We start from the raw sequence: 20,541 nt of genomic DNA, 5'->3' as shown, positions 1-20,541 counted from the left end.
CATGAAAACACGCATCACTGAACTCTTCGGCATCCGCCACCCGATCATTCAGGGCGGCATGCACTACGTCGGCTTCGCGGAGCTGGCCGCCGCCGTATCCAATGCCGGCGGGCTCGGGCTCATCACCGGGCTGACGCAGAGGACGCCCGAACTGCTGGCCAAGGAAATCGCCCGCTGCCGCGAGATGACGGACCAACCCTTCGGCGTGAACCTCACGTTCCTGCCGACCCTGTCTTCGCCGCCATACCCCGAGTACATCGCTGCGATTGCGGAGGGCGGCGTTCGCATCGTCGAGACCGCGGGGCGCAGTCCCGAGGCCTACATGCCCGCGCTCAAGAAGGCCGGCATCAAGGTCATCCACAAGTGCACCTCCGTGCGACACGCGCTCAAGGCCGAAGCGATCGGCTGCGACGCCGTGAGCGTGGACGGTTTCGAGTGCGGCGGCCACCCGGGCGAGGACGACCTGCCGAACATGATCCTGCTGCCGCGCGCGGCCGAGGAGCTGAAGATCCCGTTCGTCGCCTCCGGTGGCATGGCCGATGCGCGCAGCCTGGTGGCGGCGCTGGCGCTGGGCGCGGAGGGCATGAACATGGGCACGCGCTTCGTGGCCACGCAGGAAGCGCCGATCCACCAGAACGTGAAGGACGCCATCGTGGCGGCCACCGAGCTCGATACGCGGCTCGTAATGCGCGGCCTGCGCAACACCGAACGCGTGCTGACCAATTCATCTGTGGAGCAGTTGATCAGGATCGAGAAGGAAAAGGGCGCCGACCTCAAGTTCGAAGACATCATCGATCAAGTGGCCGGGGTCTACCCGCGCGTGATGCTCGAAGGCGAAATGGATGCGGGCGCCTGGAGCTGCGGCATGGTGGTCGGCCTGATCCGCGATATTCCGACGGTGCAGGAGCTGATCGATCGCATCATGGGTGAAGCGGAGCGATTGATCACAGAGCGGCTCACCAGATTCCTTCGCCCCGTTGCGGCTTAGTATGCGGACATCGGCCGGCTCCCATTGCCAAGGGCGCCGGCCTGCCGCATTTGCCTAGCGACTTTGGCAACTTCGGTGCATTCGAATGAGATACTCCCATCCGATCTTTGTAATCGGTGCTGCAGGTCAACGATGCGCCCAACCGCCTTCACGGACGCGTGTTTCTGGCGGTTTGCCATTCCGACGATCACCACCCAGAACGCACTGATGCTGCCGTTCGAAGAACGGTAAGACATCGCCGATCGCGGCCGGTGACGTGGCGCGGTGCGTGACCGAGGTCTTGTCGAACCCGGAATCCCACATTGGAAAGGTCTACGCACTTACTGGCCCGCCTTCAAGGAGCCTTCGCGAGATCGCCGAAGACTACGCCAGAGTCCTGGGGCGTCCGATCACCTACATAGACATTCCACTGGAACCGTGGGTGGAGCGGATTCGGTCCATGGGCGCCTCTGCGTATTTGGTCGAGCACTTGCTTCGGTGGAGGACTTCGTGCGAAAGCACAAGAGCGATTTCATGAAGGCCCCCGAACAGTAGCGGCGAGTGAGATTGAAGGCCCTACTGCGGGGTGGCGCAGGGCCTTCACCACTTCCGACGCATCAGGCAGTCGGCAGAACATAGTCCTTCAGCATCTCTCGCAGCTTTGTCTTGAGGATCTTCCCAGTTGCTCCCAGTGGGATTGTGTCGACGAACACCACGTCATCCGGAACCTGCCATTTCTCAGTCGTGCCTTTGTACAACTGCAGCAACTCCTCGCGCGTGACGTCCGATCGGGGCCGTCTCACCACAACGATGATTGGGCGCTCGTCCCATTTTGGGTGGGGCACTCCGACGCAGGCAACCATTTGGACGTCGGGGTGAGACATGGCGATGTTCTCCACCGCGATGGAACTGATCCATTCGCCACCAGACTTGATGATGTCCTTGGTTCGGTCGGTAATTTGCATGAAGCCATCTGGATCGATTGTTGCGACGTCTCCAGTGCGAAACCAGTCGCCATCTAGCGGACTGCTACCCTCACCCTTGAAATATTCGCGCAGGACCCAGTAGCCCTTGACCTGAAGGTCGCCGAACGTCCGACCGTCCCAAGGAACTTCCTCGCCGGCCGGCCCGACGATGCGCATGTCGATACCAAATCCTACCCGGCCTTGTTTCAAGCGCAGGGTGCGCTGCTCTTCGAGAGTAAGTTTCGAATGCTTAGACTTGGGTGCATAGGCTGTTCCCAGGGGGCTGGTTTCTGTCATGCCCCAGACCTGCATGACTTCCGCGCCTCGTTCTTCGAAGCCCTTGATCATGCCGGAATTCACCGCCGCGCCACCGACCATGAGCTTGCGCAGAGTTGAGAAGCTCAGGTCCTCCGATTGCACGTGTGCGAGGAGCATTTGCCAGACGGTAGGCACTCCAGCCGCGCAAGTAACGCCTTCACTTTCGATGAGTTCGTAGATCGATTTTCCATCCATGGCTGGACCGGGAAATACGAGCTTGCACCCGGTGAGCATCGCCGAGTATGGAATTCCCCAGGCGTTGACATGAAACATCGGGACTACGGGTAGGACGGCGCCACTCGCAGACAGATTCATGCCGTCGGGCAGTGGTATCGCGAACGCGTGCAAAAGCGTGGACCGGTGACTGTAGAGCACGCCTTTGGGGTTGCCGGTCGTTCCGCTCGTGTAGCACATGCTGGATGCCGTGTTCTCGTCGAACGTCGGCCACTGATACTCGTTCGAATGCTCATTGATCCAATCCTCATAGCTGATGAGGTTTGGGATGCCGGTATCGCTTGGAAGCCGATCGGCATCGCACAACGCGACGTACTTCCTGATGGTCTTGCAATCGGCATGAACAGCTTGTATGAGCGGCAAGAAAGTCAGATCGAAGCACAGCACCTGATCCTCCGCATGATTGGCAATCCATGCAACCTGATTTGGCGGTAGGCGCGGATTGATCGTGTGCAGTACGCGGCCCGATCCCGATACACCGATGTACAGTTCCAGGTGGCGATAGCCGTTCCACGCCAGAGTTGCAACGCGATCCGAAAACTTCAGGTCCATTGAGTCAAGTGCCTGTGCCAGTTGCCTGGAACGCCGTGCCACGTCGCGCCAAGTGCACTTGTGAATATCGCCTTCTACTCGGCGAGAGACGATCTCGCTGTCGCCGTGATGCCGTTCGGCGGACAAAATGAGCGACGAGATCAGCAGTGGATGCGTTTGCATCAGTCCCAGCATGGTTGTCTCCTAAATTGTTCTGAATTGCCGACCGTTCATGAAGAGCCTTCTTTTCGACGCGATAGAACTTGTTCGAAAATACTCTTCATCGCCAGGCACGGCGGTTGGCGTTGTCCTCAGTGCTCCTTGAAAACCGGCAACGCTGATTCGCTCGGAAAATCAAATGTCGATCTCTGAGTTCACAATGGACCTCAGGTCAAATAACGATCGCGCAACAGTTTTTTGTACAACTTGCCGGTCGCATGGCGAGGAAAATCGAACTCGAAATCGATGCTCCTCGGCACCTTGATCGGCCCCAGTAATTCGAGGCAGCGGGCCTTCAGCGCATCGGCGATCGCCGGGGCCGCGAAGTCCGGATGCGCCGGCTGGATGACTGCCTTGACCTCTTCGCCGTACTCGTCGTTCGGCACCCCGAAGACCGCGACATCGGCAACACGGGGATCCTGCAGCAGCACCTCCTCGATCTCTTGCGGGTAGATGTTGACGCCGCCCGAGATGATGACGAAGTCCTTGCGGTCCGTCAGGTAGAGGTAGCCTTCGCGATCGAGATGGCCGATGTCGCCGAAGGAGCGCCAGCCCTGCGGACTCGTCGCCGCGTGGGTCTTGGCGGGGTCGTTCCAGTACTCGAATTGCGCATCGCTCTCGAAGTAGACGTTCCCGGTTTCGCCCGGCGACAGTTCGCGGCCGGCGTCATCCAGGATGTGGAGGATGCCGTCGGTTGCGCGCCCGACCGAGCCCTTGTGATTGAGCCATTCGCGCGAGGTAATGGCCGTGGCGCCGATGCCTTCGGTGCCCGAGTAATACTCATGCAGGACCGGACCCCACCAGTCGATCATCGCCTGCTTGACGTGGACCGGGCAGGGCGCCGCGCCGTGCACGGCATGGGCCATGGGGGCGGTGCTGTAGCGGGTGCGTACCTCCGCTTCGAGGCGCAGCAGGCGGTGGAACATGGTCGGCACCCAGAGCGAATGGGTGCATCCGAACTGTGCGATGGCGGCGAGCGCGCGCTCGGCATCGAACTTCGCCATCACGATGCTGGTCGCGCCTGCATGGATGGCCGCCGAGAGGAACCGGTTGGGCGCACTGTGATACAGCGGCGACGTCGACAGGTAGACCGAGGAGGCGTCGAGTGCGAACGATCGCGCCACCGCGGTGTTGCGGTTGTCGACTGCATCGAAGGCGCCCTCGAAGGGCGGCTTGCGCACACCCTTGGGACGGCCGGTCGTGCCCGACGAATACAACATCTCGCGTCCTGGTGCGAGCACGGGCGGCAGTCCGTTCGGCGCCGCCAGAAAACGCGTTTCCCAGGATTCGAGGGTCGGATCCGCAAAGCCGATGCCGATGCGCCGTGCACCACCGAGGTCCAGCGACGAAGCCGCCTCGGCGTTCATGCAGGCCGACGACACGACGGCGACCGATGCACCAGAGTCCTTGACGATGTACTCGAAGTCCGCGGCCGACAGCCGCGTCGAAGCGAGCACGTAGTACAGCCCGATGCGCTGCGCGCCGAGCGCGAGAAAGAGCAGGTCGGGCGAGTTCTCGATGCACAGGACGATGCAGTCGTTGCGCTCCAGGCCGAGCCGCAGCAAGGCGTTGGCCGCGCGGTTCGCTTCGCGCTCGAGCTGCGAAAAGCTGAACGCCTCGCTGGATTCGAGAAAGTGCACCGCCACCTTGCCGGGCGTGGCGGCTGCGAAGCGGCTCAGGTGGTACATGCCGCCCCTGTCAGAACAGCTCGACGGTCGGCTCCATCAATGCCGACGAACCAGCCCTGATCTCGCCGCAAAGGCCCGACGCCTGCGGCAGCAGTCGCTGGAAGTAGAAGCGGGCCGTGGCAATCTTCGATGCATAAATTGGGTCGGTCGATTCCGCATTCCTGAACGCCACCTCGGCCATCCGCGCCCAGGTCCAGGCGAGGGCCAGGTGCCCGACCAGCCGCAGGTAGGGCGCGGCCGCGGCGCCTGCGGCATGCGGGTCGTGCGCCGACGTGGCCACCAGCTCGCCGGTGAGCTGCCTGATGTCGGCGACTAGCGCGGCGAGCGGCTCCGCGAACTCACGCATCGCCTCGCGCGGGCTGCAGGTTTCGGCGAACGTGCCGGCCATGTCCAGGAAGGTGCCCATCTGCCGCCCCTGGTCGACCAACACCTTGCGACCGAGCAGGTCCATGGCCTGCACGCCGTTCGTGCCCTCATACAAGCCCACGATGCGTACGTCGCGCAGGTGCTGCTCCACGCCATTTTCGCGGATGTAGCCGTGCCCGCCGAACACCTGCATGGCGAGCAGTGTGCATTCCACCGCAAGGTCGCTGGACATTGCTTTCACGAGCGGGGTCAAAAGGCCCAGCAGTTCGGCCGTCTCGTTGCGCTTGGCCGGGTCGGGATGAAGACGCTGCAGATCGCTTAGTTGCGCGGTCCAAAGCGCCAATGCACGCGCGCCTTCGATGTTCGCCTTCTGCGTGAGCAGCATGCGGCGCACGTCGGCGTGCTCGATGATCGGGTCCGCCGCTTCGCCGGACAATCTGGCCCCGCTGGCGCGGCCCTGCAGGCGTTCCTTCGCGTAGTCCAGGGCCTTTTGGTAGGCCGCTTCCATCAGGCCGATCGCGATCATGCCGACCAGCACACGCATGTGGTTCATCTGCACGAACATGCCCGCCAGCCCCTTGTTGGGCGCGCCCAGCAGCCAGCCGGTCGCACCGTCGAAATTGATGGTGCAGGTCGAGTTGCCGTGGATGCCCAGCTTGTGCTCGATGGAGCCGCAGACCACCGCATTGCGCGCGCCGGCGGCGCCGTTCGCATCGGGCAGGAACTTGGGAACGATGAAAAGCGAGATGCCCTTGACGCCGGGCGGCGCGTCGGCCATGCGCGCGAGCACCAAGTGCATGATGTTCCCGGTCAGGTCCTGCTCGCCGCCCGAGATGAAGATCTTGCTGCCGGTAATGCTGTAGCTGCCGTCGGCCTGCGCCACGGCGCGCGTGCGCATCAGGCCCAGGTCGGTGCCGGCATTGGGCTCGGTCAGGCACATGGTGCCGGCCCACTCGCCCGAAGCGATCTTCGGGAGGTAGAGCGCTTTTTGTTCTTCCGATCCGTTGGCTGCCACGTTGACGTACGTGGCATGCGACATACCGGGGTAAGACGACCACGCCATGTTGGCACCGCCGAAGACTTCGTAGACCGCGTTGGCCACGACGGAAGGAAAGCCTTGGCCGCCGAACTCGGGGCTGCACGCCAGGCCGGCCCAGCCGTTCTTGGTGAACTCGTCGTACGCCTTCTTGAAGCCGGGCGGGGTCTGCACCATGCCGGGCGAGGGCATGCTGCACCCGTGCTCGTCGCCGGCCGCGTTGAGCGGCGCAATCACCTCGGATGCGAACTGGCCGGCGGCGGTGAGCACCTGGTCGATGGTTTCGGCGTCGGGCTCCGGCTGGCCGCAGGCCTCCAGCATGGCCGGTACCTGGAGCAGCTCGTGCAATACGAATTGAATGTCCCGCATGGGGGCCTGATAGGTCACCGTGATGCTCCTTGTCTCAAGCTACTTCAAACAGGCCCGCGGCACCCATGCCGCCGCCGATGCACATCGTCACGACGACGAAGCGCGCGCCGCGCCGCTTGCCTTCGATCAGCGCATGTCCCACCAGCCGCGAGCCGGTCATGCCGTAGGGGTGGCCGATCGTGATGCCGCCACCGTTGACGTTCAGCTTCTCCGGATCGATGCCGAGGCGGTCGCGCGAGTACAGCACCTGGCAAGCAAAGGCCTCGTTCAGTTCCCAGAGGCCGATGTCGCTCACCTTGAGCCCGTGGGTCTTCAGCAGCTTGGGCACTGCCAGGACCGGGCCGATGCCCATTTCTTCCGGTGCGAGCCCGGCCACCGCGATGCCGCGGTACGTGCCCAGCGCCTTGAGCCCGCGGCGCTCGGCGACCGCGCGCTCCACCAGCACGCAGGCCGATGCGCCATCCGACAGCTGGCTTGAATTGCCCGCGGTGATGACGCCGCCTTCGATCACCGGCTTGAGACTAGCAAGGCCTTCGAGCGTGGTGTCGGGGCGGTTGCCTTCATCGCGGTCCAGCGTGACGTCGCGGTAGCTGATCGCACCCGTCTGCTTGTCGGCAACAGCCATGCGCGCCGTGATCGGCACGATCTCGTCATCGAACAGATGGCGCTCCTGCGCCAGCGCGGTGCGGCGCTGCGCTTCTGCGGAATAGGTGTCCTGCGCCTCGCGCGAAATGCCGTACTTCTTTGCGACGATCTCGGCCGTGTGGAGCATCGGGATGTAGGCGTGCTGCACCCGTGCGACGAGCAGGGGGTCGGCCTCTTCACCCACCCACTTGACGAACGGGTTTTGCACGGCGGAGATGTTCTCCTGGCCCCCGCCCACGGTCACGTCCATGCCGTCGACGATGATCTGCTTGGCCGCCGTCGCGATGGCCATCAGTCCCGAGGCGCATTGCCGGTCCATGGTCTGGCCCGGCACCGACTGCGGCAGTCCCGCCGCGAGCGCCGCAAGGCGTCCGATGTTCATGCCCGCGGTGCCGGCGGCCATCGCGCTGCCGATGACCACATCCTCCACCTCGCCGGGATCGACGCCCGCCCGCTGCACGGCGTGCTGGATCGCATGGCCCATCAGCGTGGGCGACTTGATGTTGTTCAACGCGCCGCGAAACGCGCGGCCGATGCCCGTGCGTGCGGTGGAAACGACGACGGCTTCTCTCATGGTTCAGACTCCAGGGGGTTCGTTAAAAAGGTTGGCGTAGCGGCTCGCCACAACCCTGCGGTTTACCTTGCACGATCAACTGGGTCAGTTGAGTCATCGGATGATCCGCTTGATTTTGAATAACGATCGTTTGGTAAACGTTGGTGAACTATAGATTTGCAATGACGGCAACGTCAACACGCTGGAGAGGGTTTGCAGCAGGGAGAAACCCTCACCCAGGCGTCGATGGACTGATAAAAGTGAGATCGTTTACCAAACGATCGGAATGCTATGATGCGTGCCTCCACGTTCTGTAGAGGCCATTCATGCGCTATCCGGCAAACCACAAAGAGGAAACCCGCAAGAAACTGCTCGCGAATGCCCGTGCCATCACCAAGAAGGGCGGCTTCGGTACTACCGGAGTCGATGAACTGATGGCGAGCATTGGCCTGAGCGGGGGGGCCTTTTACGGCCATTTCCCTTCCAAGGAGGCACTGTTCGCCGAGCTCCTCGAGCACGAGATCTCGAATAGCACCGACATGTTGGCCGGGGACCGCGATTCGCCGCCCGACCATGTCGCCAAGCGCCTGCGCAGCTACCTGAGTTCGTACCATGCGCTGCACCCCGAAACCGGGTGCGTCCTGCCGGCCCTCGGACCCGAGATCGCTCGGGGAGGACCCGAAGTGCGTGCGGCCGTCGAGGAGGGGCTGAAGCGCCTGCAGAAGAGTTGGAGCTCGCGCATCGGCGATCCGGACGCGGCCTGGGCGCTGCTGGCTCAGTGTGTCGGCGCGCTGGTCCTGTCCCGTGCCGTCGAGTCCGAGCGCACCCGCAAGGAGATCCTGGCCTCCAGCCGCCGCTTCATTGACCAGACGCACGCATTGGACGAGACCCCCGCAAAGCCGTCCAAAGCATCCTGACAGCCGACGCCGATGTTGTCTCGGCGCGCCACTCCTGCAAATGCGCTGATGCAAACGCTTTCTGCACCGCAGGTAAGCGCGGTGGCTGCTGCGGGCCTTCAGCGGTCAGCCTGTACCGACACAAAGGCGCACCAGTTCGCTCGCCTGATCAGGCAGCACTATGACGCGGAGCTCAGCAAGGTTGGTCTCAGAATCACGCAGTACCGGCTGTTGACGGAAATCCTGGCACATGGCCCGGTGCGCCCCTGCGATCTGGCGGAGACGATGTCGCTCTCTCCATCAACGCTGACACGCACTCTCAAGCCCCTCATCTCGCTAGGTTGGGTGGGTCTTGGACCGGGTACTGACGGGCGCACTCGGAGCGTGCGTATCACCGCCGCAGGCCGCGGCAAGTGTGCCGAGGGCATGCCTCACTGGAGCGTGGCTCAAGCCAAAGTGCACCAGTTGATTGGGAGCCGAAATGCCAGCGCATTGCATGCGCTCATCGGGGAGTGCTTGGTGCGCATTTCAGCAGTGGAATGAATGACATCAAGCCATGTTCCGGGTTTGCGACGTGGGGAGAAGGGGATGGCGAGGGTGCGCTTGATTTGACCACTGAAGAAGGTTTCGGCCACTATTTGAAAGCGGCCGACTAGCGCTCTGTGATCAGCGTCGCCGTTGCCTTAGACGAGCGCAATCAGGTCGAACTCGCTGCGTTCCATGCGCTCGACCAATCGCTGGACGCTCGCCGCTTTCGATCCCTTGCCGGCAAAGGCGTTCAGGACGTTGCTGTCCAGGCCGGCAGAGCCCACGCTGATTGGGGTCGCGCTGGTCAGCTTCTTGACCCAGCCCGCGCAGTTCAGGCCGCTTTTGCCGCCGAGCTCCGGAAATTCCGGCTCCCAGAAACGCCGCCGCGAGCAATGCAGCACGTCCACGCCAGCTTCCACGAGCGGCCGCAGCCAATTCGTCATTTCCTTGCAGGTGAGAGCGAGATGCACGGTGAGATCCTGCTGCTTCCACTGGCTGACGCGCATGATGATCGGAGGGCCAGGACCCAAACTGATGACACTGGCCACGCTGGGACTGCGACCCTCGCTGCACGCAGTAGCGCGCAAGATGGCCGAGCGCCTATGGCCGCGCTGTACGCCAAGGTCAAGCGCACAGAGCCAGCTGCAGTGCGGGGCAGCGCCGAGCGGCTGGCGCCGTTAGCCGCGTGCCTGGCCGGGCGCGAGTGAGCCTGCCGGGCTGGCAACTGCGGTGTTTGACGGCACCCCCCAGCCTGCCAGTGCAAAACGGCTCGCCCCCCTGCACGGCTTTCGCGGCGCAGCGGCCAGTGGAGATGCCTGCCCAGTGAGTGGCCCAAGTGGCAGACGGTATATGCCTACTTTGCCAAGTGGAAAAAACCTGACGAGCACGGTATCAGCGTGCTGGAGCAGGCTTAAAAATCAGATTGGCGCGGCCCGTATGAAACTGGGGCGCAACGCTTGCAGCGCGCGACACGGATTATCCCAACATCGCGCTCCGCTCACCGGTTCGACATCGGGCAGAGCCCGAAATACCCTCAGGAACGAACAGACGCGTCATCGGCGCTATCGCGATTCGGGTTGTCAACTCAAATGACCGGATGGCGAAGGGACGAAACAAGCGGCTTGTATTGAGAGAGGGATGAATAGGCATTCGGTAGTGTCTGATGGACATTCTAGGTATATCTAGTAAACTTGACGTCAATCAGGCGCCCTGGGGCTGCCTAGGTACTTAAGAAGGAAAACGCCATGCTTGAAATCGAACCGCTCTGCTTCTCGTCCGACTGCCCAAGCCGGGCCTTGTTCGACCAGATCGCTGATAAGTGGTCGATGATGGTGCTGGCAGTGCTCGATGACGGTCCGCAACGCTTCAACGCGATTCGTCGTCGCCTGCAAGGCGTCACCCAAAAAGCGCTCACCCAATGCCTGCGACGGCTCGAGCGCAACGGCCTGGTATCGAGAGAGGTTATCTCGCTTTCGCCGGTCGCGGTGCAGTATCAAATCACGCCGCTGGGCCGCACATTGCAACAACCTTTTCGTGCGCTGCACGAATGGACGCTCGTGAAGCTGCCGGAGGTCGATGCTGCCCGGCAGACGTTCGATGCCGCTGCAAGCGAAGCGACAAGTCCGCAGGGAAGGCTGATCCACTCGATTGCATAAACGTGCCGTCGGCCGATCGTGCATTGGTAGTCCGATGTCTGAGGGCCAAACGACGGATGCCTATGGAGCGGCGTCACCTGGTACGCAGATGGAAACTTTTCGTCCGGGGCGGTAGGCGGGCTGGCGCCTTTCGTACGCGGGCAGTCAACCTCGATGCCTACTTCGACCAGATCTGCACTTTGATTGCTCAGGCTCGTTCGACTAGGGGCGCAGAGTGCCGCTGCTGCTCTTACGCGCGAGGCCACGATCAACGGCTCGACAGCCCATGCGCCGAGGACTTTTCCCTGGCAGTAGGTTTCCTAAAACCTACTAGGGCGACAAAAAGTGCCTAATAGACACTAGGTTTATTTTATATACCATCAGGACGGTCCTCACTCTTTGAGGCGCGCGGTCCAAGCCGCAACCGTCGTTCGTCACTCCTGCCAGCAAATTGCAACCCGCCGATCGTTCGTCCGATGGGAAGCCCTTCGTTGGTCAAGCCGCGACTGACTAATCGTCGAGCGCGGGCGGACATTCAATAAAATTCAGTATCTGAGAAAATATGGAAAACCTAGAGCTGTTAAACCTCTTGAGCAATAAAGAGCTCACCTTCAAGAATCGGATATTCATGGCGCCAATGACCCGAGGTCGATCCAAGGATCAGGTGGCCAACGAACTAACTGCAACGTATTACGCGCAGCGCGCATCGGCGGGTCTTATTTTCACGGAAGGCACCCAGATCAGCGCCCAGGCGGTCGGGTGGACGAATACCCCAGGAATCCATACTCCCGAGCAAATTGCGGGGTGGAAGAAGGTAACCCAGGCTGTTCATGAAGCTGGCGGCCTCATTTTCGCCCAGCTCTGGCATACCGGGAGAGCATCTCACCCCGACTTTCATGGTGGAGAACTACCGGTTGCGCCATCGGCAGTCCCTTTCAATAGCCAGGCGTTCACGCCGGAAGGTATCAAGCCCTCCGTGACCCCACGCGAGCTGACTCTTGATGAAATCAAGTCCACTATCGCAGACTATGAAAAGGCTGCGCAGGCTGCAAAAGATGCGGGTTTTGATGGCGTCGAGGTTCACGGTGCCAATGGTTACCTGCCTGCGCAGTTTCTGGAAGACGGTTCAAACAAGCGAACCGACGAATATGGTGGCACGGTTGAGAAGCGGGCGCGGTTTCTGCTTGAGGCCACTGATGCTGCGATAAAGGTCTTTGGATCGGCCCGTGTCTCGGTCAGGCTGTCGCCGCGCATTCCGTACAATGACATGGGCGACTCCAATCTCGAGCAGACCTACATGTACGCGGTGGAAGCGCTGGAAAAGAAAAACGTTGGCATTCTGCATTTCATGGAATCGGCGATCCTGCCGGAAGGCGCTAAACCTCTTGCGCCCGGGGCTCGCAAGCGATTCTCAGGGATTTTCGTGTTGAATGTCGGCTATGACCGGAAGTCTGCGGAACAGGTGCTGCAGACCGGCTTGGCCGATGCAGTCACATTTGGCACGCTGTTTATCAGTAATCCTGACCTGCCCGAACGCTTCCGCCAGGACGCTCCGCTGGCAACTCCGGATGCTTCTACGTACTACAGCGGTGCCGAAGAAGGCTATACAGACTACCCGCCGTTGGCCTAGTCCATCGTAATTGAAGCGGAATTGCGTGAAGTTCTGGTCTTGAACTGAATCGCCTCGCTTCGTCATGCGCCGTGCCCGGTGGGCACGGCGTTTTTATTTGGATGGATTTCGGCGCCGCGCGGCTTGACCTAAGGATGTCCTGCAAAACACGATTTGCAATGTGGCATCCCCTACGCGTGATCTCAATCGTGGATTCCAGGGGCGCATGCCCCTCTCAGAAGGGTCTGCCGCCTGCTTTCCGGTGCGTTCAGGGCCTTTTTGACCCTCCCCCGCGCCACACAGGCGCACCGATCCCCTCAATCCTTCACCCCATCAGCCGGTAGCGCGCCATCCACAGGTTGGACAGGGCGAACAGCGTGTGCAACTGCTGCGTGTTTTTCTTCAGCCCCCGGTAGCGCACCTTGGTGTAGGCGAACTGGCGCTTGATGACCCGGAACGGGTGTTCCACCTTGGCGCGGATGCCGGCCTTGAGCTTTTCGAGCTGGTGGACCAGTACATCGGATACCTTGTCTTTGCTCAGCTTCTTGCGCTTGCCTGGCTTCATGGCGATGTGCCAGGTGACGCTGTCCTTGGCATCCGGGCGCTTGCCGATCCCCTGGTAGCCAGCGTCCCCGAAGGCGTCTGTTTCCTGTCCGTGCAGCAGGCTGTTGCCTTCGGTGACGTCGCCCACGTGGCCGGAGCTGCCGCGCACGGTGTGGACCAGGCCAGAGTCTGCATCTACCCCGATGTGGGCCTTCATACCGAAGTGCCACTGATTTCCCTTCTTGCTCGAGTGCATCTCGGGGTCGCGTGCTTTGTCTTTGTTCTTGGTGGAGCTGGGGGCTGGGATCAGCGTGGCGTCGACGGCCGTGCCTTCCTTGAGCAACAGGCCTTTGCTCTCCAGCAGGGTGTTGACGGTGATCAGGATCTGTTCGGCCAGCTTGTGGCGCTCCAGCCGGTGGCGAAAGCGCAGGATGGTGCTTTCATCGGGCAGGCGACCATGGGCGTCCAGGCCCGCGAACTCTCGGTACAGGGGGATATCGAAGAGGGCCTCTTCCATCGCCTGGTCCGACAGGCTGAACCATTGCTGGATGAAGTGCAGCCGCAGCATGGTCTCCAAGGCAAAGGGCGGGCGGCCTGTGCGTCCTTCGCTGTAGTACGGGGCGATGAGATCGACCAAGGACGCCCACGGCACCACCTGGTCCATCTCCTGCAGGAACACCTGCTTGCGGGTCTTCTTCGTGCTCAGGTTCAGGTCCAGGCCGGCTTGCTTCATGGGCGCCGAGCATGCCTGAACAAACGGGCGCATCCAGATGCGCGGGGGAGTTTTGCAGGATGTCCCTAACGGCCAGTCAGGCACTGCGCCACGCAACACCGGCTGGCGGCCTTCCAGACCCAACGCGACCTGTTCGGGAATGGATGACATGCCCTGGACGATCACCCGGACGACGCTGCGCGCATGCCCAGTATCCCTTGGCCTACCAGCGCTACCGAAAGTGCCTGATTGACGCCAGGTGTAAAAAATATACTAATGATTCCCTCAACTAATGATGGAGTTTTTTCATGCGCAGCAATCTTCAGTTTTATATCGGTGGATCCTGGGTACAGCCCGCTAGCGACACCGTGCTCGACGTCATCAACCCTGCGGACGAGTCCGTGGTCGGGAAGGTCGCGCTAGGCGACGCCAGCGATGTCGACAAGGCCGTATCTGCCGCGCGCCAGGCGTTTGAGACTTATTCTTCAACGTCCGTCGAGGAGCGCATCGCGCTTTTCGATCGGATCATCGCAGCCTATGAGAAGCGAGCAGGCGACCTCGCTACCGCGGTGACGGACGAAATGGGCGCACCGCAATGGATGTCTGAGCAATTGCAGGTGACCGTTGGCCTTGCCCACTTCCAGATCGCACGTGCATCCCTGACGACCTATCGTTTCGATGAGCCTTTGGGCACAAGCGAAGTCGTGCGCGAAGCGGTCGGCGTATGCGCCCTGATCACACCGTGGAACTGGCCGTTGATGTTGATTGCCGCCAAGGTAGCCCCTGCGTTGGCCGCTGGATGCACCATGGTGTTGAAGCCCTCCGAGATCGCGCCCTTCTCAGGCACGATCATCGCCGAGATCCTGCACGACGCCGGGGTACCCAAAGGGGTGTTTAATCTTGTTCATGGCAACGGCCCGGTCGTCGGCAATGCACTCACGAGCCATCCCGACGTCGACCTCGTGTCCTTTACTGGCTCGACGGCCGCAGGGATCCAGGTCGCACGTAGCGCCGCCGGCACTGTCAAGCGGGTGCATCAGGAACTGGGCGGCAAATCGCCCAACATCATCCTGCGCAGCGCCGATCTTGCATCGGCTGTCGAGGGCGGTGTGGCGCAGATCATGCTCAACAGTGGTCAGTCCTGCAACGCGCCATCGCGGATGCTGGTTCACGTCGATCAGGTCGCAGAAGCGATTGGCTATGCTCGCGCGGCCGCCGAAACTTGGTCCGTTGGACATCCTTCATCCAATGCGAAGATGGGGCCGGTGGCCTCCGAGGCGCAGTGGAACAAGATCCAGGGTCTGATCCAGACCGGCCTTGATGAGGGGGCCACGCTCGTGGCCGGCGGACTTGGCCGCCCGGAGGGGCTCGAGACCGGTTTCTACGTCCGACCGACGGTCTTCGCCGATGTGCGCAACGACATGACCATCGCACGCGAGGAAATCTTCGGCCCAGTGTTGGTCATCATTGCCTATTCCGACGAAGAGGAAGCCGTGAAGATCGCCAACGACACGACCTACGGACTTGCCGCCTATGTACAGGGCGAGCGGGGCGAGGCCGAAGCGACGGCGCGACGCCTGCGTGCCGGTCAGGTGCTGTTGAATAATGCAAATTTGGATCTGGCCGCGCCTTTCGGCGGATACAAGCAGTCAGGCAATGGTCGAGAATGGGGGCCGATGGCCATTGGTGATTTCCTGGAGATTAAGGCCATCATCGGTTTCCGCGAGGCGGCCTGAGATCTGACCTCCGCTTGGGGTAGGTGCAGCCCGGGGCCGGTGATTTGGCCCCGGGCGGCACTCTGCAAGGAATGGTCCGTCTGGCAGATGTCACCGCTGCTGAAACGCCACGATGTTCTCGCTCAACCATGCACCGACCGATCGCGGTGCCTTGCCAGTCAGGTCGGTAAAAGTCGCAGGACATCTGCCACCAGCTCGCTGACTCCTGAGCCGATCAATACCTCGCGGTGATCGTCAGGGGTTCGATTCTGTTAAACGATCGTTTTTCCAAGAAGCCGCGAGAGCTCGTCAGCAAGCTCCGTCATGCTCATCGTCGCCGGACCAGTCAGATGGTTGGCGCGCCGGGAGCCCGTATGGGCAGCATCGAGTAGTGCAATGTGCGCCGCTTCGGCGACATCACGCGTGTCGATCAACCCATACCGATCACAACCTAGTTCGTTAACCATGCGGGTTTAGGCGGCGTGTTGATGATGGAGTGAGGAGCTTCAGCACCGCGGGCTGTAGTGGGGCGCCCATCGCCCGTGGTGACGATCAGGTCGATTCGGTAAAGTAGTCGATGCCATGCAGCCGCTTGTGCCGGCCGCGTTGCATCCTGGTGCCACACCCCCACTACTTCGTTTCGAAAGGTCGCTCCCCATGAAGCATCTTCTACTCGCCGCGTTGGCGGCTGTCTGTGCGCTGGGGGGCACGGTGGCACAGGCTCAGACCAAGGTGCGTCTGGGCTTTCCGGCACCCTGGGGCGTGACGCCGCTGGCCTACGGCGTGCAGTTGGGCTTCTTCAAGGAGGAGGGGCTCGCGCCAGAATTCGTATCCGTCCAGGGCTCCAGCGTTCTCATTCCCCAGGTGGCCAACAAGTCCATCGACTATGGCTTTGCCAACCCGGATCTGCCCGTCATTGCGCTGGAGAAAGCCGAGGCCTATCCGGTTCGCTTTGTCTACAACTACTACAGCAGCCAGCCCTTTGAGTTTGTGGTGCCGGCGGCCAGCCCGATCCAGTCGCTGGCCGATCTCAAGGGCAAGAAGCTGGGGGTCGGCTCGCTCGGGTTCGGCAATATCCCGATGAGCCGGGTGATGCTCAAGGACGCGGGGCTGACCTGGATGCAGGATGTGCAGGTGGTTCCGGTGGGGCTGGGCCCGGCGGCCTGGAGCCGGTTCAAGTCGGGGGATGTCGATGCCCTGAACCTGTTCGCCCAGCAGCACGAGCTGATGATCCAGTCGGGTATTCCCATCCGCCGGCTGCCGCTGCCGGAGAAATTTCGCACGCTCTTTGCCAACGGCATCATCACCCACCAGGACACGATCCAGTCTTCGCCAAGGCAGGTCGAATCCCTTGGGCGAGCAGTCGCCAAGTCGTTCTACGCCTGCGCTCAGAACGCGCCAGCCTGCGCCAAGGCCGCATGGGCGCTGAACCTTGTGCCCAGGCCAGCACCTGAGAAAGAGGTGGACTGGATCACGCAGAACGTAGCCGTCGTCAAGTCAGACATGGCCACGGCGGTGGGTGGGCAGAAGAACGACCGCTGGGGTGAATACGATCCGGCCGCCTGGCACCGCCTGCTGCAGTTCATGAAGGAGGGCGGGCAGATTCAGCGCGATGATCTGCCGCTGGAGCAGCTCTATACCTCCCGCTTCGTTGATGCCTACAACACCTGGGACAGGGCCGCGGTGAAGGCCAAGGCGCTGGCACAGCAGTGAGCTTGGCATCATGAGGGCTGGCCCAGTGGAGCAAGGGCTGGTGGTGGACCGCGTTGACCTGGTCTACGCGACAAGCCGCGGCGCATTGACGGCACTGCAGGACCTGAGCCTTTCGGTTGGCCCGCAGGAGTTCGTGTCGGTGCTGGGGCCTTCGGGCTGTGGCAAGTCGAGCCTGCTCAAGCTGGCCTCGGGCCTGCTGGCGCCCACGGCAGGGCATGTCCGGCTCTCGGGGGTGCCTGTGCTCAAGCCTCGTTCTGACGTGGGCATCGTCTTCCAGCAAGCCACGCTGCTGCCCTGGAAGACGGTGCTGGACAACGTGCTGGTGCCGATACGGGCCATGAAGCTGCCGGTGCCTGCCTACCGGCAGCGGGCCGAGGAACTGCTGGCCTTGGCGGGGCTTGCCAAGTTCATGCACCACTATCCGCGCGAGCTGTCCGGCGGAATGCAGCAGCGGGTGGCCCTGGCGCGCGGGCTGATTCACGACCCCAAGCTGCTGCTGATGGATGAGCCTTTCTCCGCGCTGGATGCGATGACGCGCGAATACATGATGGACGAGCTGCAGCGCATCTGGCTGGAAACCCGCAAGGCGGTGCTGTTCATCACGCACTCGATTCCAGAGGCGGTGTATTTGTCCGACCGGATCATCGTCATGAGCGGCCGCCCGGGCCGCGTGGTGGAGCAGATAGACGTGGGCATGGCGCGGCCCCGTACCCAGGCAGACCTGGGCAGCCCGCGCTTCATCGACCTGTGCAAACACCTGCGCGATCGCTTCCGGGCTGCCGGGATGCAGGCATGACACCGGGCATGCGCCAGGCGTACTGGCGCGATGCGCTGCCGCCGCTTGCAAGCACTGCCGGCCTGCTGCTGCTCTGGTCGGTCGTTGTGCGGGTTGCCGGGCTGCCATCGCACCTGCTGCCGTCGCCGGAGTCGGTGCTGGCGCGCCTGTGGCGCGGGCTGGTGGCTAGCGGCGACATGTGGCCCCATCTGTGGAGCACCTTGGCCTCGGCGCTGATGGGCTATGGCGTGGGGTGCATGGGAGGGCTGACACTGGCCATCCTGCTGGCCGAGTTCCGGGTGCTGGAGCGAACGCTCCATGCCCTGGTGCTGGCGCTGCAGTCGGTGCCCAAGGTGGCGCTTGCGCCGCTCGTGCTGCTGTGGGCGGGTTTTGGCACCCGCAGCGTGGTGTTGCTGGTGGCCTTGATCTGCTTCTTCCCGGTGTTTGCCAATGCCTTCATCGGCCTGAAGGCCGTGAGTGGCGATCTGCGCGGCTTGTTCGCCGTGGTGCATGCGGGGCGGCTGCACCGCTTGCGGCACCTGGACCTGCCTGCTGCGGCCGGGCCTATTCTCACCGGTCTGCAGACGGCGGTGGGTTTTGCCTTGATCGGCTGCGTGGTGACGGAATTCCTGCTGGGCACGCAAGGCCTGGGCTTTCTCATAGAGAACAGCGCCAACAGCCTGGATACCGCCACCGCCGTGGCGGCCATGGTGGCGCTTGGCGTCATGGGCGCAGCGCTGGCCATGCTGGTGCGCCAGTTGCGCCGGCGCTGGATCTTCTGGGACCGCGGCGATGCCGCACAGACGCAAGAGGGGCCGGCGGCATGAAGTGGCGCCAGCGCTTCGACGCCTTGTTGCCCGTCCTGGGCATTGCCGGCTTCATTGCTGCATGGGCGGTGCTTGTGCGGCTGGGCCAGATCGATGCGTCTGTCCTGCCCGGGCCGCTTGATGTGCTGCGGGCGCTGCATGTGGGGCTTTTCCAGGGGGCGCTTTGGGGCGACGCGCTCTTCACCTTGGCGGCATCGCTGGCCGGCTTGGCCATAGGCTGCGGCCTGGGTTTGGCGGGCGGTATCTGGATTGGCGACAGCGCAACGGCGCACCGCTTCCTGTACCCGGTGGCCATGGGCGTGCAGGCGATGCCCATGGTGGCGCTGGCGCCGCTGCTGATAGCGATCTTCGGGCTGGGGGCCGAGTCGAAGATCGCGATGGTGGCCATCAGTTGCACGGCGCCGGTATTCGTCGGCACGGTGGCGGGCATGGGGGCGGCCAACCCTGATCTGCTGAGCCTCTATCGTGTCTGCGGCGCAGGGCGCTGGCGAACGCTGGTCGACGTCAAGCTGCCGGGGGCGCTGGACTACATCTTCGGCGGCCTGCAGGTCGCGGTGGCGCTGGCCTTTGTCAGCTGCGTCGTGGCGGAATTCATCGCATCGGAGCGCGGCCTGGGCCACCTGATCAAGTCGCTGTCCAGCCAGCTGGACATGTCCGCGATGTTTGCCGCCATCGCCATGCTGGCCATCATGGGCGGGGGCTGTGGCGCACTGTTGCGCGTGCTGCATCGGCGCGTCGTGCATTGGGCGCAGCCCCACGACTGAGCATGTAGGTGCTCAGTCGCCAATCTTGCGCACCCGCTTCCATTCGGATCTTTCAAAGACCTTGAAAGAGATGGCACTCAGAGCCGATGTCTCTGAGTTGGCCGACTACTTGGGAGAGGAATGGACTCAGGCCAGCCCAAATGTTTTTCTCAGGCCTTTCTCGACCGGGCCGGCAGGCATGAAGCGGCGCAGTTTGGCCAAAAGAGAGGCCTCTCCTTTGGGCGTACGGCGCATCTTCCAGGCTCCCAAAGCGGCATCCACAATCGTGTCGGCTACGCCATCGGGCTCAGGTGCCTTTTGGACGTTTTTCTGGATAGCCTGGGAGACGACACCGAACTCCCGGCTGTAGTCGGGGATTTTGGAAGCTGTTTGCGGCGCATTGAGGTCCAGGTTGGTCTTGGTAAACGATGGCTCGACAAGTGCTACGCGGACTCCGAATTGGCGCACTTCGTGATCCAGGGTCTCGGAAAGGCCTTCGACGGCATGCTTGGATGCCGAATAGAGCGCCATGTACGGCGCAGGCAAAAAGCCCAGCACAGAACTGATATTGACAATGCGGCCAGAACGTTGCTTGCGCATGTGTGGCAACACCGCTTGGATCGTGCGCAAGAGGCCGAAGAGGTTGGCATCGAATAGCGTCCGGGCTTCGGTCATGGACGTTTCTTCCGCCGCGCCGATTAAGGTCACGCCCGCACTGTTGACCAGTACATCGATGCGCTTGGCTTGGGCAATGATGCTTTCGATTCCACGTTGAACAGATTCTTCGTCGCGGATATCCATCTCGACGAGTGCAACACCGGGTATTGCCTGCGCCTTGTCCTTGTTGCGCACGGTGCCGAACACCTGGCACCCTCGCTTGGAAAATTTCAGTGCGGTGGCACGCCCGATGCCCGATGACACGCCAGTAATGACGACAACTTTAGAGTTCGACATG

General features: G+C 62.2%; 18 protein-coding genes and 1 pseudogene. 11 read left to right on the top strand and 8 right to left on the bottom strand.

Features of this window, described 5'->3' with window-relative positions; all coding sequences use genetic code 11:
• Position 1 precedes the first annotated feature (1 nt).
• Positions 2–988, top strand: a complete 987-nt coding sequence (locus tag AAFF27_13890) for a nitronate monooxygenase family protein (GenBank protein XAH21122.1) — start codon at positions 2–4, stop codon at positions 986–988.
• Between the two features lie 596 nt (positions 989–1,584).
• On the opposite strand, the gene AAFF27_13885 is transcribed toward AAFF27_13890, so the two are convergent.
• The 4 genes from AAFF27_13885 to AAFF27_13870 all read right to left on the bottom strand — a co-directional run bounded on the left by AAFF27_13885 (position 1,585) and on the right by AAFF27_13870 (position 7,912).
• Complete coding sequence (locus tag AAFF27_13885; protein XAH21121.1) at positions 1,585–3,210, bottom strand: 3-(methylthio)propionyl-CoA ligase; 1,626 nt, start codon at positions 3,208–3,210, stop codon at positions 1,585–1,587.
• A 191-nt stretch (positions 3,211–3,401) separates the two neighbouring features.
• The gene (locus AAFF27_13880) at positions 3,402–4,922 is read right to left on the bottom strand and encodes an AMP-binding protein (protein XAH21120.1); all 1,521 of its coding nucleotides are present in this window, start codon (positions 4,920–4,922) and stop codon (positions 3,402–3,404) included.
• Between the two features lie 10 nt (positions 4,923–4,932).
• Positions 4,933–6,711, bottom strand: a complete 1,779-nt coding sequence (locus tag AAFF27_13875; protein ID XAH21119.1) for an acyl-CoA dehydrogenase C-terminal domain-containing protein — start codon at positions 6,709–6,711, stop codon at positions 4,933–4,935.
• 16 nt (positions 6,712–6,727) lie between these two features.
• Positions 6,728–7,912: an acetyl-CoA C-acyltransferase gene (locus AAFF27_13870; GenBank protein ID XAH21118.1), complete on the bottom strand. Its 1,185-nt coding sequence runs from the start codon at positions 7,910–7,912 to the stop codon at positions 6,728–6,730.
• Positions 7,913–8,217: 305 nt separating this feature from the next.
• Between AAFF27_13870 and AAFF27_13865 the strand changes: the two genes are divergently transcribed.
• Positions 8,218–8,808, top strand: a complete 591-nt coding sequence (locus AAFF27_13865) for a TetR/AcrR family transcriptional regulator (GenBank protein ID XAH21117.1) — start codon at positions 8,218–8,220, stop codon at positions 8,806–8,808.
• A 48-nt stretch (positions 8,809–8,856) separates the two neighbouring features.
• On the top strand, positions 8,857–9,330 hold the full coding sequence (locus AAFF27_13860; protein XAH21116.1) for a MarR family winged helix-turn-helix transcriptional regulator: 474 nt from the start codon (positions 8,857–8,859) through the stop codon (positions 9,328–9,330).
• A gap of 140 nt (positions 9,331–9,470) precedes the next feature.
• Here the strand turns inward: AAFF27_13860 and AAFF27_13855 are convergent, their stop codons facing one another.
• The gene (locus tag AAFF27_13855) at positions 9,471–9,821 is read right to left on the bottom strand and encodes a hypothetical protein (protein XAH21115.1); all 351 of its coding nucleotides are present in this window, start codon (positions 9,819–9,821) and stop codon (positions 9,471–9,473) included.
• Positions 9,822–10,118: 297 nt separating this feature from the next.
• Here AAFF27_13855 and AAFF27_13850 point away from each other — a divergent pair.
• The 3 genes and pseudogenes from AAFF27_13850 to AAFF27_13840 all read left to right on the top strand — a co-directional run bounded on the left by AAFF27_13850 (position 10,119) and on the right by AAFF27_13840 (position 12,579).
• Positions 10,119–10,278 (top strand): annotated as a pseudogene (locus tag AAFF27_13850) (IS5/IS1182 family transposase).
• A 281-nt stretch (positions 10,279–10,559) separates the two neighbouring features.
• Positions 10,560–10,970: a helix-turn-helix domain-containing protein gene (locus AAFF27_13845; GenBank protein XAH21114.1), complete on the top strand. Its 411-nt coding sequence runs from the start codon at positions 10,560–10,562 to the stop codon at positions 10,968–10,970.
• A gap of 541 nt (positions 10,971–11,511) precedes the next feature.
• Positions 11,512–12,579, top strand: a complete 1,068-nt coding sequence (locus AAFF27_13840) for an alkene reductase (GenBank protein XAH21113.1) — start codon at positions 11,512–11,514, stop codon at positions 12,577–12,579.
• Between the two features lie 304 nt (positions 12,580–12,883).
• Here AAFF27_13840 and AAFF27_13835 read toward each other — a convergent pair whose 3' ends face one another.
• Positions 12,884–13,834, bottom strand: a complete 951-nt coding sequence (locus tag AAFF27_13835; GenBank protein ID XAH21112.1) for an IS5 family transposase — start codon at positions 13,832–13,834, stop codon at positions 12,884–12,886.
• A gap of 287 nt (positions 13,835–14,121) precedes the next feature.
• Here AAFF27_13835 and AAFF27_13830 point away from each other — a divergent pair, with 287 nt between their 5' ends.
• Positions 14,122–15,549, top strand: coding sequence for an aldehyde dehydrogenase family protein (locus AAFF27_13830; GenBank protein ID XAH21111.1), 1,428 nt, complete (start codon positions 14,122–14,124; stop codon positions 15,547–15,549).
• 251 nt (positions 15,550–15,800) lie between these two features.
• Here AAFF27_13830 and AAFF27_13825 read toward each other — a convergent pair whose 3' ends face one another.
• Positions 15,801–15,995: a hypothetical protein gene (locus tag AAFF27_13825; GenBank protein ID XAH21110.1), complete on the bottom strand. Its 195-nt coding sequence runs from the start codon at positions 15,993–15,995 to the stop codon at positions 15,801–15,803.
• Between the two features lie 190 nt (positions 15,996–16,185).
• On the opposite strand from AAFF27_13825, the gene AAFF27_13820 reads away from it, so the two are divergent.
• The 4 genes from AAFF27_13820 to AAFF27_13805 are packed head-to-tail and all read left to right on the top strand — an operon-like array spanning position 16,186 to position 19,607.
• Positions 16,186–17,241, top strand: coding sequence for an ABC transporter substrate-binding protein (locus AAFF27_13820; protein XAH21109.1), 1,056 nt, complete (start codon positions 16,186–16,188; stop codon positions 17,239–17,241).
• Between the two features lie 10 nt (positions 17,242–17,251).
• Positions 17,252–18,037, top strand: coding sequence for an ABC transporter ATP-binding protein (locus AAFF27_13815; GenBank protein ID XAH21108.1), 786 nt, complete (start codon positions 17,252–17,254; stop codon positions 18,035–18,037).
• Complete coding sequence (locus tag AAFF27_13810) at positions 18,034–18,843, top strand: ABC transporter permease (GenBank protein XAH21107.1); 810 nt, start codon at positions 18,034–18,036, stop codon at positions 18,841–18,843. The genes AAFF27_13815 and AAFF27_13810 overlap by 4 nt, the downstream gene beginning before the upstream one ends.
• Positions 18,840–19,607 (top strand): ABC transporter permease, encoded by a 768-nt coding sequence (locus tag AAFF27_13805; protein ID XAH21106.1) that lies wholly within the window; start codon positions 18,840–18,842, stop codon positions 19,605–19,607. The genes AAFF27_13810 and AAFF27_13805 overlap by 4 nt, the downstream gene beginning before the upstream one ends.
• A 126-nt stretch (positions 19,608–19,733) precedes the next feature.
• Here the strand turns inward: AAFF27_13805 and AAFF27_13800 are convergent, their stop codons facing one another.
• Positions 19,734–20,540: an oxidoreductase gene (locus tag AAFF27_13800; protein ID XAH21105.1), complete on the bottom strand. Its 807-nt coding sequence runs from the start codon at positions 20,538–20,540 to the stop codon at positions 19,734–19,736.
• Position 20,541: the final 1 nt, after the last annotated feature.

Source organism: Xylophilus sp. GW821-FHT01B05 (genome assembly GCA_038961845.1).
Classification (GTDB): Bacteria; Pseudomonadota; Gammaproteobacteria; order Burkholderiales; family Burkholderiaceae_C; genus Xylophilus.
Note: the sequence above shows the minus strand (reverse complement) of the source record. Positions and strands in the feature narration are given on the sequence as shown.